The organism is Methanobrevibacter ruminantium M1, from assembly GCF_000024185.1.
In the GTDB taxonomy this organism is placed as follows: Archaea; Methanobacteriota; Methanobacteria; order Methanobacteriales; family Methanobacteriaceae; genus Methanobrevibacter; species Methanobrevibacter ruminantium.
Genome location: NC_013790.1, coordinates 1,309,818 through 1,326,438, shown reverse-complemented (window position 1 = coordinate 1,326,438; position 16,621 = coordinate 1,309,818). Strand labels below are relative to the sequence as shown.

Sequence of the window (16,621 nt, the reverse complement as noted above, 5' to 3'; positions counted from 1 at the left end):
GATAATTAAATAATAGAAATAATAAAAAATAAAAAAGGTTCTTTAAAGAATTAAAAACTCTTTAAAGAATTATAATAACTATGCAAAGCTTTCCAATCCTTTTGTAGCAAGCAAACGAGTGAAAGAACCTTTAGGAGTCATTACAATATTTCCTTTAGTGTACTCATCTAAAGCTGCATGCAACATGGCGCTCTTTTTAGCAGGATCTTTAGCTTGTTTGGAAACCGCTTTAACCAATACCATAACAGCATCTGCCCTAGACATGGTTCCGGTTACACCTTCGTTACCCTTATAACCTGCATAATTATCGTTTTCACGAATGATGTCAGTTGCGCTTAGGTTGGTTGGCTCTCCATCAATCTCAATAGGTCTGATGGAATCCAATACATTGTCCACTCCCTCGTCATAAAGGACTACAACAGCATCAGCTTCAACGCCGGTATGGAATGCCACAATCTCCTTAGCATATTGCATACCGTCTTCAACTCCGTTCCACAGACAATCGTGAAGCAGCATATTGCCCTGAAGGTTTCCAGGAGCTGATTGTGAAGGGTGATACATTCCACCAGGATAAACAGGAGTGTAATTAGCTAAACTACCATTTTCTAAACGAACTAGGTATGCCATATCACAACCACCATTAGGTTGCTCGTATTTATCAGCAGCTAAGACTAAAATGGTTTTATTTTCTTGTGACAAGTCAGGACCACCAACGAAGTATCCTGCAATTGCCAATAGTAATCCCAAAAGGATTACAACAAGAATTGCTATAATTAATTTTTTTGATCTTTTCATGCTAATCCTCTTAATAAAAATCATAAATAAATGAATAATTAAAAATTACCTTATTTGTAATTTAATTATAAAATATTTTAAAAATCAGACATTTTGAACGATTTAAAATATTTAAAATACTAATTTTAAAAATTATTAAAATATATATTAAATAATTATATATAGTTTCTAATTTATAAAAGTATTTATTATTTTGACCTTTTTTAGCAAAAAACTTTAAAAATCATTGAAAAAATTAAGATTGGGTTAAATAAAAAATTAAAAAAAATAGTATCTTGATTAAAAAAAAAAATTAAAAAAAATATGAGCTGAATAAAAAAATGGGCTGATTAAAAAAAATAATAATTTAAAATTATTATCTTAAAAAGGATTAAAAAACAGTTTACCAAAATAAATGTTCAGTCATCCAACTTATCTGTCCATAAGCTGAACTCCTTAATTTGAGGAGGAATTCCTTGATCTCCACATGATTCAAGCCAGCCATGCTCTGAAATCATATCTTCTGTAGTTATTGCTGAATTGACAAAGTCAATCAATCCCTGATTTCTAATCAAGACATCCCTTGGCTTTAAGGTAGACGCCCAAATATAATAGACTTTAAAGACAGTGTCTGGATGATATCCTCCACCTAAATCAATGGACAATACATCACATTGGCCTATGAGTTCGGTAACTTCCTTTAAGACCTCATGACGGCGAACATCCCCTATAATGTGAGTAAAGTTTTCATGATGGAATGAAAGCCTTTCCAAAGGCTGAACAGCTTCAGGACTATTGTCTATTCCAATAAGAGAGCCAGTGGTTAATTTGTATAAAATAAGCTCACTGGTCTTGCCTACATGACATCCCAATTCAACTACATTGTCTGTTCTTTTTAGGACTTCTCTTAAGTCTTTTCTATAGACCTGCATATCATAACTTAATCTTATCATCATTTCACCCCAAATAAATTATTATTTCTTAATAACATAAATTTCTCAGTTTACACCTATAAAAATCAAATTCTCCAGATTTATTATTTGATTATACGAATTCCTTCGGTTTCTAATTTATAGAAATCAAATTCCCCATAATATTCCGCTTCAAGCTTTAATTTCTGCTCTTCTGTAGCAATTGCAAATAATGTATTCCCTAACATTGCCATAGAACTTCCTATGACCTTTCCATGGAGATTGTGAACCAATTCCAATAGCTCATCACTGATTAAACCTGTCTTTCGAGCAAAGAAAAGAGAAGATTTCATAAACTTTTTAATGGTTTCTTCTTCATTGAATTCGCTGTCAACAGCTACATTGAACTTATTTTTAAATTTGGAACCTATGACAATTCCATCATCCTTTTTATTAAACTCTTCAGCAGTTTTCTCACCCACTTGAGTAATGAGCTTCTTATGCTTAGGATCACTTATGATAGAGGCTGTTGAAATTTCACCTAAAGACTTTGTGATTATATAAAAATCAGCATTTAATGATTCAAAGACTCCAAAGCCAGTCTTCTCATGAGGAACTATGGATTTTGCCTCCCCATATCCTGGAGCCCCTGGCGTTGTTCTAAGGACAATTCCCTTTGACAGCTCTGCAATGACATCCCCAAGGCCAGTTCCAAGTTCAACTTCAGCCAAATGGGCAAATTGGCCGCACTCTTCAAGAGAAAGCCCCAAATCAAATAGTTCATTGATTGAAATCGCCACACCAAGTGCTGAAGCCGCTGAAGTTCCAAATCCGCATCCTATAGGAACCTGGATTATTTGGTTTATGACCACACCGGACAAGGAAATATCTTCTTTATCCAATGCTTTTTTCATTAGATGTATGGTTTTTAGAATGATTACTTCATTATATTCGTCCCTTTTGCCATTGATTATAATTAATAACTCATCTGAATTCAAAGAGTCAAGATTCAAATCATTATCATTTACACCGCCTAAATCAAAATTCTCTTTAAAATCAATCTCTGTAATTACCCCCTTATCCAATAGGACACCTGCACCTAAGGAACCCTTCAATAAAGGATCTGGATTGTCATGAATACTAAAAAAGCCAGTGATATGTGACGGAACAAATACGGAAATCATTTTAACACTTCTAACAATTTTTATAGAATTATACAATTCTTTTAGACTTTTATAACAATTCTCTATAAACTTTTCTACGATTATCAATAAAAGATTTTTAAATTTTTTAACTCATTTAATTAATGAATAAATAAATTTTTTAACTAATTTAATTAGTAATAAAATAAATTTATTAATTATAAGAATAAAAATTATATTATTTAACTAATAAACTATATTTAACTTATTTCTAATATAAATTTGGTTTTATTTAAAAATTTTTAAAAAAAAAAGATAATTTTCGAATCAAATTTTTTAAAATGAAAATTTTTTTTAAAAAAAAAGACCATTTTCAAATCAATCTTTAGAAATGAAAATTAAAATAAAATAATAATTTAAGATTATTAAATAAAGATTTTACAGATTAAAAATACTTTAGGAGAAATATAAGTGACTCATAAAAGAATTGACTTACATATGCACAGTTTATTCAGTGATGGAGAGCTATTGCCATCTGAACTTGCTAGAAGAGCTTTAGTACTTGGACATGAAGCAATTGCAATAACAGATCATGTTGACTATTCAAACATTAACACAATCCCTGAAATCAGCGCTGCAATTGATGACATAAATTCAAATTGGGATATTACCGTTGTTTTAGGAGCTGAAATAACCCATGCACCTACCGAATCAATCCCTGCACTTGCTGAGAAGGCTCGTGAGCTTGGTGCAAAGATAGTTGTAGTCCACGGTGAGACATTGAATGAGCCTGTTGTTGAAGGGACCAACTTTGCAGCAGTAAACTGTAAGGAAATTGATATTTTAGGCCATCCAGGACTCATAACAAAAGAAGAAGCAGAGTTAGCCAAGAAAAACGATGTGGCTTTAGAGATAAGTGCAAGAAAAGGCCACTGCCTTGGAAACGGTCATGTTGCAAACATTGCAAGGGAAGTTGGAAATGACCTTGTCATAGATACAGACACACATTCTCCAGATGACATTATTACCTTTGAGAGATCAATTGAAATAGGATTAGGAGCTGGAATGACCAAAGAGGAAATTCTAAAAGCAACTATTGACAATCCAAGAAAAATATTAAAGAGAAATGGCATTGAAATTTAATTAAGCCATTTTACTTTCTTTTTTACTAAAACAAGAATAATTTTTAAAAAAAAAGAAAAACACTATTTTTTTATTAAAAAAGAGATAAATTAATTGTTTTTGAAAAAATAGCTAATTCAGTTTAATTTAATGCTCTTTTACTTTCTTTTTTTCTTTATTATCACAACATCCGAAGAAGAAATTTCTAATCTTCTTGACATCAGACTTATTTTCTTTTTTTATTCTCTCATCTCTTTCATGCATCTTTCTTCTTGCTTCAGCCATATTTCCCATAGTTTCACCTTGATTGTTAAAAGAATTCTTTTTTTTTAATCGGATAATAATTAGAACTAATGATTATCATAATAATAATTTAAAATAGACTAAAAATAGCCATCTAAAAGTTATGTATTCCTAAATATATATGTAATATGTAATAATATATGATTCTTAAATTATTTAAATCATTGCATTATGACTAAAATCATAAAATAATTAATTAAAATTATAATAAACAGTACAAAATTGTAAAATTAGTAAAAATTATAAAATTAGTAAAAATTATAAAAAATATCTAATAATCAATGACAGCAACCAAAAAGAAACGATTCTTTTTGATTGGCCTGATTAATTTTGATTTGATTTGAATAAAAACTCAACTTTTCCTCTAATTAGATTTGGTCTAATACATAGTGAATAAATTTTGGATAATGTGTGTTGTGATTTGATTTGATTTGATTTGTTCTGAAGATACTTAATATTTTATTTTATTTAGAGGACAGTAAAAGTTCATCTCCTAAAGGAAACTACTTTAGGATCTCTTTTTCTTTCGCGTTTGTTGGGTTTAATTTGTTTCTTTCCACAAATACCACTTTTGCTTCTTCCCAAACATTCACCTCCGAGATTATTTAAAAAGACTATTTAAGCAGCAATCTAATAAGCCCTTGTTTTGGAGTGATTAATGACAGTATTCTTATTTTATTTTTTGATTTTTTTCCGACTTATTAAAAATTTAGGCATACCTAAATATCTTTACATATAGTATGTTTTTATCATATATAAATGTTTAGGTGTGCCTAAATGTTAGTATAATATAAAAATGTTTGAATATATCAAAACAGTTATATACTATTAAAACAAATAATAAATCAACTGATATTTAGGATAACTCACGCGTCGAAAATCGACTCGTAAAAAATGAATACTATCGACCCAAAGAAAAAAAGAAAAAAATTCCTAAATATCTCCAAATAGGAGGTAAATAAAAAAGATAAAAAAGCGATAAAAAAACAAGGTATTAGTTAGCCCTAATCTAATTAATTAAGCAGTCGAATTTTGATATTGATTAAATAAACAATATTTAGTCTGAAAATTAATAAAAAGATTTGAGAATATTTAAAAAAAAAATATTTTAGCATGGACAATTAAACTAAAATCATCTTTTTCAAAACATTGCTAAAATTAACAAATCAAATAAAAATCTCTCAATCTAGTTTAAACAAATCAAAAAAAAGAAAAAAATCTATCAAATCGAAAAAAAGATTAGAGGTGAAAAAATCAAAAGTAAATCAACGATACCTCAATTAAAAAATCAAAAAATCAAAAAAGGGTAAAATGCAAACACAACACACAATACTGTTTGCTTTTACCTTAAAAATCGTAATTTTATTTTTATTATTTACTATTTACTTATTTTACTAATTTTATCACAATTTTTTAAAATTTTACTTATTTTAAGGCTTTATACTTCATTAATTAATAAAGTAGACATTTTACTTATTTTAAGGCTTTATACTTCATTAATTAATAAAGTAGACATTTTACTTATTTTAAGGCTTTATACTTCATTAAAATTAAGCAATAGACTTTTTACTTATTTTAAAACCTTATACTTCATTAAAATTAACAATAGACTTTTTACTTATTTTAAAACCTTATACTCCATAATAAAGTCCTTGCCTAATGGAAAGCTGTTAATCAATTCCAATTGTACAGCGTCTTTCATATAATCAAAGCCATCTCCATCAAAGAAAGTTTTAGAATCCTTTCCTCCAACAATCATAGGAGCAATGCATATCTTAACTTCATCTATCAAACCATCACGAATCATTGAAAAGTTAAGGGTGGATCCTCCCTCCAGCATTATTGACTTGATTCCATAATCATAGAGATATTCCATAAATTCTACCAAATCAACAGTTTCCCCTGTAGAATAAAATACATTCACTCTTTTTTCAAGCTCTTTAGCTCTTTTTACAGCCTCTTCATCACAATTTTCATTTCTCTCATCACAAATGGAAGACACTGCAATGATAGTCTCTGCATCATCATTCAAGATTCTGAAGTTCAATGGAGTCCTTGCCTTATTGTCCACAACTATCCTGATTGGATTATCTTCCTTTCTTGCATTAATCTTATGGACTGTAAGCCTTGGGTCATCTGCAAGGACAGTTCCTATCCCTACCATTATTCCATCAACTTTCTTTCTTATCTCGTGAACTCTCTCAAGGTCCTCTTTGCCTGAAATCTCAGAGCTGCCTGTCTTTGTGGCTATCTTTCCATCCAATGTCATAGCCGCATTTAAAATCACATAAGGTTTCATATTATCATGCCTTAAATATCTGTTAATCCGTAGAAAAAAATAAACAAAAAATCATATACCAATTCTTAATTTCAGAGGTAAATAAATTAATTATAATTAACACTTATCAATTTAATTAATCCTTACTTTAAAATTATATATCAAACACATATCTTGCATTCTTTTCAGTCTGTTCATCTACCTCACTTACATCAGTTTCATGAAGTTCTGCTAATTTCTCAACTGCATAGACAACATTGGCAGGCTCGTTTCTCTCCTCCTTTGTCATTGCAAGGTAAGGGCTGTCTGTCTCTGTAAGAATCCTCTCTAGAGGAATGTTTTTAAAAAGCTCCTGATGATGCTTGCTATAGCATACCATGGTTGAACAGCTCATATAATAGTCATCCTTATCCAATATTCTCTTTGCTACCTTCAGACTGCCTCCATAACAGTGAAAAATTACTTTAGGAATGTCATCATAGTCATTTAGGAGATTGAAGATTTTTCTCTCACAGTCCCGTCCATGGATTAATAGAGGAACATTATATTCATTTGCAATCTCTACAAATCCCATGAATATCTCTTGCTGGCGAGCCCTAAGGGCCTTGTCTGTACAGTAATAGAAGTCCATTCCAACCTCTCCAACAGCAAGAATATCATCCAGATGGGTGACGATCTGATTATGGGCTGCACTTATCTCCTCTTCAGGAGAATTTTGAGAGGAAACCGGATGAAAGCCAAATGTAGGATAGATGAAATCCTTATATTCCTTTGAAAGTTCTAGAACCTTATTGTTGCTTTCCACACTGTATCCTGAGTTGATTACTGCATTAAGCTTGTCTTGAGCCCTTTTGATTAGCTCTTCCCTATCTTCGTCGAATTCTTCAAAATCTATATGACAATGGGTATCTATCATAATTTCATCCCTTTAAGCTGTAAAATAATAATATCTGATTCTTTATCCCAAACTATAAGAAAAAATAGTTTTTACTCGTTATTTTTAAAAAAAATGCATTGAAAACTAGTGAAAAAATTTAAAAAAAAGTCTAAAAAACTTTAAATATCCTATTACAAGAGTTCAAAAATAAGATTTTGGTCAAGGTTTTTTCGCCGAAGGCGAAAAAAGCTTGAGCTATACACCAAACCTCCTATCCCTTTCCTGATAGTCCCTGATGGCCCTAAGATAATCTACCTTCCTAAGCTCAGGCCATAGGCTATCACAGAAATAAAGCTCTGAATAAGATGATTGCCATAAGAGGAAACCGCTAAGCCTTTCCTCTCCGCTTGTCCTTATGATAAGGCTAGGGTCTTCAAGACCTGCAGTGTATAGGTTTTCGCTGACAAGATTCTCATCTATATCGTCAATGGAAATCTCTCCATCCTCCACTTTCTTATAGATCTTCTTGATTGCATCAACTATCTCCAGACGGCCGTCATAGCCGATTGCCAAGTTGAACAGTCTTTCATTATACTGCTTAGTGGAATCTTCAGCTTCCTTAATCGCTTCTCGAACATCATCTGGCAATAGCTCAATTCTGCCTACAACCTTGACGCGGACCTTATGCTTGTGAATCTTTTCATGGTCTACGATCTTTTTGAAGTTTTCAACAAAAAGCCTCATAAGGCCTTCCACTTCATGCTCTGGCCTGTTAAAGTTTTCAGTTGAAAAGGCATATGCAGTGACTATCTCTATTCCCAAATCTATGCTCCAGTCCAAAACCTTCTCTAAAGTGTCTGCTCCTAATTCATGGCCTTTGATAACTTCCATATCACCTTTCATTCTGGAATATCTTCTGTTTCCATCCATAATGATAGCTACATGCCTAGGCATTCTATCTGGATCCAGCTCATTCATTAGGCGCTTTTCATAAATCTTATATAAAAATTGTGGTGGCACAATGATTCCTCGAAAAAATTGATTTATTAAATTCTTATTTGATTTTATTAGATATTACTTGATTAGGACAGTTCTTATTATATTTCGATTGATTGTTAATTTTTTCCCAATCAAATATTTTTATTAATAATATATATAGACAAATAAATTTAAATAGTTTTATATTTCTTTTGAAAAATTAAAGTATTCGATAGATTAAGAAGAAATTAAAATTAAAAATTATTTAAAAAAAGATGAAGGATATAATGTGAACTAAGAATAAAAATTACTAAAAAAAGATTATAGATATAATGTGAACTAAGAATAAAAAATTACTAAAAAAAGATTATAAATCTAATGATTTAAATCACTGAACAGACTATTTTAATTTAGCAAGATTATATGCCAACTCCAAACTCCTTTTATAGCCTTCAACAGTCTGATCACGACTTGTATCAATAAATATCTCATCTATTCCAAGTGTTACAGCGCCATAGCTAGGCCATTTATCAAGAAGAACAAGAGCCCTGAACATTATATTTCCAAAAATCCCATCACCTGCTAGGAGTATGTTGAACTTATCATTGATTGCCTGCTCAAGGAGAATATAATAGTTTTTTATCTGGTAGTTTTTAGAAACATCCTCGCTGCTGTTGTCAAAATTGTCAAGGGAATTGAATCTTTCCTCTAAAAGTCGAGTGAGCTCTTCAGACTCCTTCAGGCTTTTATCTATTCTCTCGCTTCTTCCATAGTCATCCTTTCTCCCTTCAGCAAGAACAGCTATCTTTGGAGTCTTTCCAAGAGATTGAATAAAATTGGCAGACTGGATGGCTAAAGTGATCTTCTCATCTATGTTTTTGCCTTCATCTATTCCAACAGGAGAAAGCAAAAACTCATAGGAGTCATTAAAGTTAGGGTCATTGGATGTGTTTACATAAGTGGCTCTGTTTACTTCACAGTCAGACTTATATTGCTTTATTAATTTGATTACTTTTGAAGCCTTTAGAGAGCCTCTTACCACCGCACCAACATTAGAATCTTTAAATGCATCAAATAAGTCATCCTCATTGTCTACAAGTTGGATATTTAAGTCATCTATTGATTCCAGTTGCCTTGAGGCCAATATGATGTTTTCATTTTCACCTAAGCCTGCTACTATATTAATCATAATAGTTGATTTATTTATTATTTGATTTATAGTTTTATGAAAATAATTAGAAACTGATAATTGAAAATAAGAATTATTTAAAGAAAAATGATTTAACAATAAATAAAAATAAAGAAATAAGAGATTTAATTAAAAGAATGATTAAATAATAAATAGAAAGAAAAAAATAGATTTTAGGTAAAGCATTACCTAAATAAAAATTTTGGTCTAAGGTTTTTTGGCCGAAGGCCAAAAAAGCTTGCTAGAAGAGCTTACCTAACTCATAAGCTTCTTCTAATTTGTCTTTTTGCTCTTCAGCGACTATACCTGCAGGGCCAGCGCTTCCAGCATCTACATGACCGATGACATCATATCCCATAAAGGTGAATGGGGAGAATTTGGTTAATTCAATATAGTCTTTGTAAGTGCCTTCAGGTTGGTTTTCAGTGAAGATAAGTGCTGCTTTGCCTCCAAGACTCTTATCAGGGTTTTGTCCGATTGCATAGAAACGATCGATAATGAGTTTTCCTTGAGCGGACATTTGACCATAGTAGATAGGGGTTGCAAAGATTACGCCATCTGCATCTACCAATGCGTTGATTATTTCATTTCCGTCGTCTTCACGTACGCAGTCAGGGTTTTCAGCACAGAACATGCATGCCTTACATGGAGCGATGTCACATTTTTCAAGGAAGTATTTAACTACTTCATGACCGTTTTCCTCTGCTCCTCTAATCATTTCATCCATAAGGACGTCACAGTTTCCACCTTTACGTGGACTTGCCAATAATGCTATAATTTTCATTTTTAATCCTCCAAAACGTAAAATAATATTTAAATAATGAAAAAAATAATCTATTATTTAAATAACTATTATAATATTTATTTTAGCTTATTTATAAGTCTTTTCAAAACTTAAAACATTTTTAAACGAGCTAAGTTTAATTAGGGGTTAATAATAGTTAAAATAACTACTTTCACCACCATTCAAAATAACTTTCTTTCAAGAAAAAATATCATTTTCTTTATTCAGTATCAGCTAATCCAAATCATTGATGGCTGTTCCCTTGGTTTCAGGGAATACCCATATCCAAATTCCAACAAGGAACGCGAATATTGCCGCTATTGCGATTCCATAACTTAAGTCATAGTAGGCCCCAACGAAAGTGATTATCATAGGAGTGATGAATTGAACTCCCCTTGCAAGGTTAAACACAGTTCCAACTCCAGTATTTCTTATCTTTGTAGGGAATAGCTCTGAGAATAGAGAACCGAATCCTCCAAAGAATCCTGTTCCGAATCCTGTAAGGAACATGAATACCATTATAAGGTCTGGGACCTTATCTATCTGATTCCAGCATATTGTTATCATTGCAATGCTTATTCCCATGATGAAACTGTAGATAGTGAATGCAGGACGCCTTCCTATTCTTTCAGCTACAAAACCAAATGTTGTGTATCCTGTAAAGTCACCGCACTGAATCAGTATGATTCCAAGGGAGGTTGTAACCATTGCAAGGCCCCTCTCCTCTGCCAGATAGGTTGGAAGCCAGGAATAGGTAAACCAATATGCAGACATACCGAATATGCACAATACCAAGGATATAAGGAATATCTTTCTGTATTCCTTTGAAACAAGTTGCTTGAACTCCTGAAATATGTTCTTGTTTACAAAATCATCCTTATTTTTAATCCAGACATCGGATTCCTTAAGATATCTTCGAATAAGGATAATGGTGATTGCCGGAATGATGGAAACCAAAAATGTCATTCTCCAGCCAATAATAGGGCTTATCATTCCACCTACTATTGAAGCCAATATGACTCCAACAGGAGCTCCTGATTGCATGAAAGCTCCAAACTTGGCCCTTAGATTATCAGGGAATGTCTCGCTTATATAGATTTGGCCTGTAGCCCATTCTCCTCCGACTCCCAATCCAGTGATGAATCTGAATAGAACCAGAGAATAGAATGACCATGAGAATGCACATAGCAGTGTCCCTATCGAATAGACAAGAATTGTCCATTCCAATACCTTCTTACGACCATACTTATCACCTAATGCTCCAAAAATGATTCCCCCTAATCCTGTAGCAAATAGGGACAATCCTAAGCATAATGCAAGCATTTCGGCATTTATATGTAAGCTGGATTGAAGCTGTGAAATCAAAAAGGTAAATAGGACAAGGTCATAGAAATCAAAGACCCAACCGGCCCAACTTAAGCCAAAAATCATATAATGATCCTTAGAAAGCTTTGTCTGTTCATTCATTAACATAATTTTACACCTATAGTTTAAAAATTAAAAAAAAGATTATTACTATGTATATTTTAGTAAAATGTATTATTTATTTTTATTCAAATTAAAGAATGATTATTCATTATTGAAAATAAATAAAATTTAGAAAAATAGAAATAAAGAAATTGAATAACTAAAAAATTTTTTCATGCTGATTAAAAAAAAAAAACTATTGGATGAGAATATTAACCTATATTCTTTTCTCCAATATAATAAAAGCCATTGGAAGTATGTCCATTCATTGTAGGATATATCTGACGCTCATATTCCCTTTTTTCAAATGAGTCAAATAGCTTAAAGATATAAGATTCATCGAAATGGCGTAAAGTAGCTCCTTCTGGAAGCTTGAAAGCACCATAAACTCCCAATTCATCTTTATATTCATCATATCTCTTCAGATTCCTTTCATCATCATTCAATAGGAAATCATTCAGATATAATATGCCTCCAGGCTTCAATACCCTATATATTTCATCAATGAGAGCCTTTTGCTCTTCATCATCTATAATTGCAGTTAGAACTGCAAATAGAATGATTCCATCTACGCTGTCATCATCAAGATCGATTGTGTCGGGATCTTTTATTCTCAAATCCAAATCAGGATTTTCATTCTTTCCCCTTTCTATCATCTTTTCTGAAATGTCATAGCCTCTAAGATTTCTATATCCGTTATCCTTTAGCTCCCTTAAGGTTCTGCCATAGCCGCAGCCTATATCCACAATAAAATCATCTTTATTTAGATAATTTTCCAATATTTCAGGATGAAATGGAGTTGTAAATTCCTTTTTATCTGCTATGCTGTTCCAATAGTCCTTTTGGTTCATTAAATCAATCCTAATTTAAGTAATAATTTTTTAAAATTAAAAATATTATATGAGAATAATTAAAAAATGTATAAAAAAATCAGTTCAAATAATAAAAAAATAAAATTAGACATGGAATAAAAAATAAAAAAAAAAGTTATGAGCAATCTAAATAATCAGATTACCCAAACATGGCTTGCAAGCCTTTAGAAGCGAGCAATTCCATAAAAGACCCTTCAGGATACATTGCAATATTTCCGGCTGTATATTCGCTTACAGCAGCATTAATCATCTTATCCCTTTTATCAGGGTCTTTAGCCGCTTGCATCAATGCATTTACAATAACCATTACAGAGTCTCCTCTGGTCATTCCCATGGTATTCTGCTCTTCCCTGATGAAATCAATACCGGATGCATTGACTTCCTCACCGTTATACTTTAAGGTACCTGCAGCTGAGATGATGTTATCAATGGCCTGACTGTTAACTGCAATAACTGCATCACAGGAATAATTTGTATTATATTCAAGAATCTCCTTTGCATATTGCATGCACTGCTGTTTGTCTTCCCAATAGAAGCAATCGTGCAAGAGCAGTTTTTCCCCTGCACCCATAGCCTGATACTCTTCCGGTTCGGCTATAGACGGATGGACCATTCCATGCGGATAAATCGGAGTATAATTAGTAATTCCTCCATCATTCATATGTACTAAAAAGGCCATATCAACTGCCCCCATTCCTGGTCGAGGCTCACTTTCGTCAATTGCACAAACTAAAATGTCTTTATCACCTGATGATAATTTTTCACCACCAAACATACTGCCGAAAAGAATAACGGCAATACCTATTATGATAACTATTAAAATCGCAATTATTAACTTTGATCTTCGATTCATAATCTCTCCCTTTGTTAATTTTAAGAATATGAACAATAAATATGATTCATAAAAAAATTATACATTAAAATGTATATCAAAAATATTACTGTTTTTATATTTAAAATTTATTCAATATATTATTTTCCATTAGCTTAAATTTGAAAAAAAGGACTTAATTAAGATTTAACCACTTGTAATATATATCCTGTTACAAGCATAGAATAAAAAAAAATTTTGGTCAAGGTTTTTGGCCGAAGGCCAAAAAAGCTTGGTTATAGTTGCCAAGCAACCTTCAACGCATTTTCTATCCCTTGAGCAGTCTTATCCAAATCCTCCTCTGTGTGAGCACCTGATATGAAATTGCACTCAAACTGACTAGGTGGGATAAATACGCCATTCTTTAAAAGTTCTCTGAAGTAAACCAGAAATCTCTTTGCATCTGACTTTTTAGCTATCTCATAATTGACTACAGGCTCTGGATTGAAATAGATCTGGAACATTGAAGCAAGCCCCACTACCTGAAGGTCAAGATTCAAGTCTTCAACAATATCTGATATGTTTGTTCTTAAATAATCTCCCTTTCGAGCAAGGTTTCCATAGAACTCATAATCCAGTTTATTAAGGGTGGAAAGACCTGCTTGAATGGATATAGGGTTTCCACTGAAGGTTCCTGCCTGATAGACTGGCCCTGCAGGTGCAATCAAGCTCATGATTTCCTTTTTACCTGCATATGCGCCGATAGGGAATCCTCCGCCAAGAACCTTAGCAAAGGTAACGAGGTCTGGCTTTACTCCATAATACTCTTGAGCCCCTCCGCGGGAGACCCTGAATCCTGTGATGACCTCATCAAATATTAAAAGGATGTCGTTTTCTTCAGTGATTTCCCTTAGGAACTTTAAATATTTAACATTAGGCTCTACACAGCCGATATTTCCCATTACAGGCTCTACAATAATACAAGCTATGTTTTCCCCTTCTTCATCAATAAGCTTTGTTAATGCCTCAACATCATTGAATGGAACTGAAAGGGTGTTTTTAGTGGTGTCCTCTGGAATTCCTGCTGAATCAGGAAGACATGCAGCGCCTGAACCAGACTTTACAAGGACATAGTCATGAGCACCATGATATGACCCTTCGAACTTGACAATCTTATTTCTGCCTGTAAATCCTCTTGCAAGGCGAATGGCTGCCATTGTGGCTTCAGTCCCTGAGTTTACAAAACGAACCATCTCGGCACATGGAACCCTGTCGATAACTTCCTTAGCCAATTTGACCTCATTTTCAGTTGGAGCTCCGTAAGCGGTTCCCATCTTCATCTGATTATATACGTCTGCCATCACATCATCGTCGCTATGGCCCAATAGAATAGGCCCATATGCCAAACAGTGGTCTACATAGTCGTTTCCTTCTGTATCGATGATATGAGAGCCTTTAGCTTCTTTTACAAAAAATGGATAAGGTTCAAATGCACGCACTGGAGAGTTAACCCCTCCTGGAATAATAGTTTTAGATTCAGCAAATAATTCTTTAGGATTCATGATATTTAGTCCTTTAATTTAATTTAGTTTTAATTAATCTTATTTTTAGTTTTATTGATTTATATATTTTTTAATTAATTGTGGCATATTTTGTTCGTATACATAAAAATAGTTATAAAAAAAGAAAAAGAGGGCAAACCTATGAAAAAAATAAGTTATAATAAAGTTAAATAAAAAAAGAAAAAATAAAATAGATATTTAAAAAAATAAGTTATAATAAAGTTAAATAAAAAAAGAAAAAATAAAATAGATATTTAAAAAAAATAAGTTCTAATAAAGTTTTAAAAAAAGAAAAGACGATATAAAGCAAAGTAGAGATAAAAATTTTGGTCAAGGTTTGCGGCCGAAGGCCCGGAAAAGCTTGAGTTTATTGCTCAATAATCTGCTCATCAATCGCCATACCAAAATGTCTGGCGCTGTCGTCAATAAATCCTTTGACTTTCATTCCCTTCTCCAAATTAGAAACAGAAATAGGCTCTCCATTCTCATCGACTAATCTTATGGTTTCAGCATTCTGAACTAATGACTTTATCTTCATGCCATCATATTCCGCTTCCAAAAGGAGCAAAGGTCTTTTTTCTATCTTGGATCTGCCGACAATTGATGTCTTGGTCTTTCCATCCTTATCAACGATTAAGACTTCATCGCCAGTTACAAGCTCAGAGAGATAACGTGTCTTGTTACCTGGAACCATAACATAAGCTTGCACAGGACCTGCATTCACTCTGAAAGGCCTTGATGCCACATATTCGCTTTCAAGGCTTTCGCTATGGATGAAGAACATAGCCTTTGAATATGAGCCGATAAGCATTCCCTCTCCAGGTCTCATCATGGTTGTTGTATCGATGCAGACCCTATCGCCAGAGCCTACAGGCTCAACATTGGTTATTGTCAAGTCCTTTAATTCATAGCTTTCAGTTGAAAGCTCGTCTATCAGACCTGCAATGTCCTTTATCTGTGCAAAGTCACGTGCTTCAAATATGACACCGTCAGTGCCCACTTCCAATGTTTCCATTGCAACTTGAGCGTCATCTGCATTGCTAACAGCAGCAAGAAGCTTGACGTCTTCCTTCTGAAGATCTGCTATGATATTTTCAAGAGGAATTACAGTCCAGTCTGTTCCAACAAGGATTATATAATCAACAACCTTACCTAAGACTACAGCCAATTGCTCATGGAGCTTGTCTGTAATGATTATATAGGCACATACTGTCTTTCCACTGTTTTTAGCTTCCTTTGCTTTTGCTAAGTCTGATGACTCATTTAGATTGTCTTTAAGCTCAAGGGTGCCGTCTCCTTCACCGTCTATTCCAACTAAATATACATCAGCGTCTTCCTCTGTGGAAATGATGTTAAAGTTACCTACCTTTCTAATGTTTTCACTGTCTTCAAGGTCAAGAACATGGTCTATTCCTGATTCAAGTGCAGTTGTGATTAATTCTTTCTTATCGTCCCATGATGTTTTCGGGGACATAATCCAAGCGAATTTATTTGGCAATGGTTAATCTCCTTTGATTTTTATAAAAAATAAATATAAATTAATTTCTAATT

Annotated in this window: 15 protein-coding genes; 1 reads left to right on the top strand and 14 read right to left on the bottom strand. The window is 32.8% G+C overall.

All coding sequences use genetic code 11. The annotated features are described in order from the left end of the window. Nucleotides 1-78: 78 nt before the first annotated feature. The 3 genes from MRU_RS05090 to MRU_RS05080 form a co-directional block, all read right to left on the bottom strand. Nucleotides 79-795: a DUF4012 domain-containing protein gene (locus tag MRU_RS05090; RefSeq protein ID WP_012955813.1), complete on the bottom strand. Its 717-nt coding sequence runs from the start codon at nucleotides 793-795 to the stop codon at nucleotides 79-81. Nucleotides 796-1,193: 398 nt separating this feature from the next. Continuing rightward, nucleotides 1,194-1,727 (bottom strand): SAM-dependent methyltransferase, encoded by a 534-nt coding sequence (locus MRU_RS05085; protein ID WP_012955812.1) that lies wholly within the window; start codon nucleotides 1,725-1,727, stop codon nucleotides 1,194-1,196. 83 nt (nucleotides 1,728-1,810) lie between these two features. Continuing rightward, a complete protein-coding gene (locus MRU_RS05080) occupies nucleotides 1,811-2,869 on the bottom strand; it encodes a pantoate kinase (protein ID WP_012955811.1) in 1,059 nt (352 codons plus the stop codon). Between the two features lie 429 nt (nucleotides 2,870-3,298). On the opposite strand from MRU_RS05080, the gene MRU_RS05075 reads away from it, so the two are divergent. After that, a complete protein-coding gene (locus MRU_RS05075) occupies nucleotides 3,299-3,970 on the top strand; it encodes a histidinol phosphate phosphatase domain-containing protein (protein WP_265101246.1) in 672 nt (223 codons plus the stop codon). A 126-nt stretch (nucleotides 3,971-4,096) separates the two neighbouring features. Here the strand turns inward: MRU_RS05075 and MRU_RS11930 are convergent, their stop codons facing one another. The 11 genes from MRU_RS11930 to MRU_RS05025 form a co-directional block, all read right to left on the bottom strand. Next, nucleotides 4,097-4,243, bottom strand: a complete 147-nt coding sequence (locus MRU_RS11930) for a hypothetical protein (protein ID WP_012955809.1) — start codon at nucleotides 4,241-4,243, stop codon at nucleotides 4,097-4,099. 1,627 nt (nucleotides 4,244-5,870) lie between these two features. After that, complete coding sequence (locus MRU_RS05070; protein ID WP_012955808.1) at nucleotides 5,871-6,551, bottom strand: 2,5-diamino-6-(ribosylamino)-4(3H)-pyrimidinone 5'-phosphate reductase; 681 nt, start codon at nucleotides 6,549-6,551, stop codon at nucleotides 5,871-5,873. Between the two features lie 133 nt (nucleotides 6,552-6,684). Further along, the gene (locus tag MRU_RS05065) at nucleotides 6,685-7,446 is read right to left on the bottom strand and encodes a TatD family hydrolase (RefSeq protein ID WP_012955807.1); all 762 of its coding nucleotides are present in this window, start codon (nucleotides 7,444-7,446) and stop codon (nucleotides 6,685-6,687) included. Nucleotides 7,447-7,662: 216 nt separating this feature from the next. Beyond that, entirely contained in the window at nucleotides 7,663-8,385 is a 723-nt protein-coding gene (gene uppS / locus MRU_RS05060; RefSeq protein ID WP_048812606.1) for a polyprenyl diphosphate synthase, read from the bottom strand. A gap of 400 nt (nucleotides 8,386-8,785) precedes the next feature. Then, nucleotides 8,786-9,574, bottom strand: coding sequence for a methanogenesis marker protein Mmp4/MtxX (gene mtxX / locus MRU_RS05055; RefSeq protein ID WP_012955805.1), 789 nt, complete (start codon nucleotides 9,572-9,574; stop codon nucleotides 8,786-8,788). Between the two features lie 241 nt (nucleotides 9,575-9,815). Further along, entirely contained in the window at nucleotides 9,816-10,358 is a 543-nt protein-coding gene (locus MRU_RS05050) for a flavodoxin family protein (protein WP_012955804.1), read from the bottom strand. Between the two features lie 234 nt (nucleotides 10,359-10,592). Next, nucleotides 10,593-11,831: an MFS transporter gene (locus MRU_RS05045; protein WP_012955803.1), complete on the bottom strand. Its 1,239-nt coding sequence runs from the start codon at nucleotides 11,829-11,831 to the stop codon at nucleotides 10,593-10,595. A 206-nt stretch (nucleotides 11,832-12,037) separates the two neighbouring features. Next, complete coding sequence (locus tag MRU_RS05040; RefSeq protein WP_012955802.1) at nucleotides 12,038-12,676, bottom strand: class I SAM-dependent methyltransferase; 639 nt, start codon at nucleotides 12,674-12,676, stop codon at nucleotides 12,038-12,040. Nucleotides 12,677-12,836: 160 nt separating this feature from the next. Next, entirely contained in the window at nucleotides 12,837-13,550 is a 714-nt protein-coding gene (locus MRU_RS05035) for a DUF4012 domain-containing protein (RefSeq protein WP_012955801.1), read from the bottom strand. A 254-nt stretch (nucleotides 13,551-13,804) separates the two neighbouring features. Then, a complete protein-coding gene (gene hemL, locus MRU_RS05030; RefSeq protein ID WP_012955800.1) occupies nucleotides 13,805-15,070 on the bottom strand; it encodes a glutamate-1-semialdehyde 2,1-aminomutase in 1,266 nt (421 codons plus the stop codon). Nucleotides 15,071-15,437: 367 nt separating this feature from the next. After that, a complete protein-coding gene (locus tag MRU_RS05025; protein ID WP_083777638.1) occupies nucleotides 15,438-16,568 on the bottom strand; it encodes a 3-dehydroquinate synthase II in 1,131 nt (376 codons plus the stop codon). Nucleotides 16,569-16,621 lie beyond the last annotated feature (53 nt).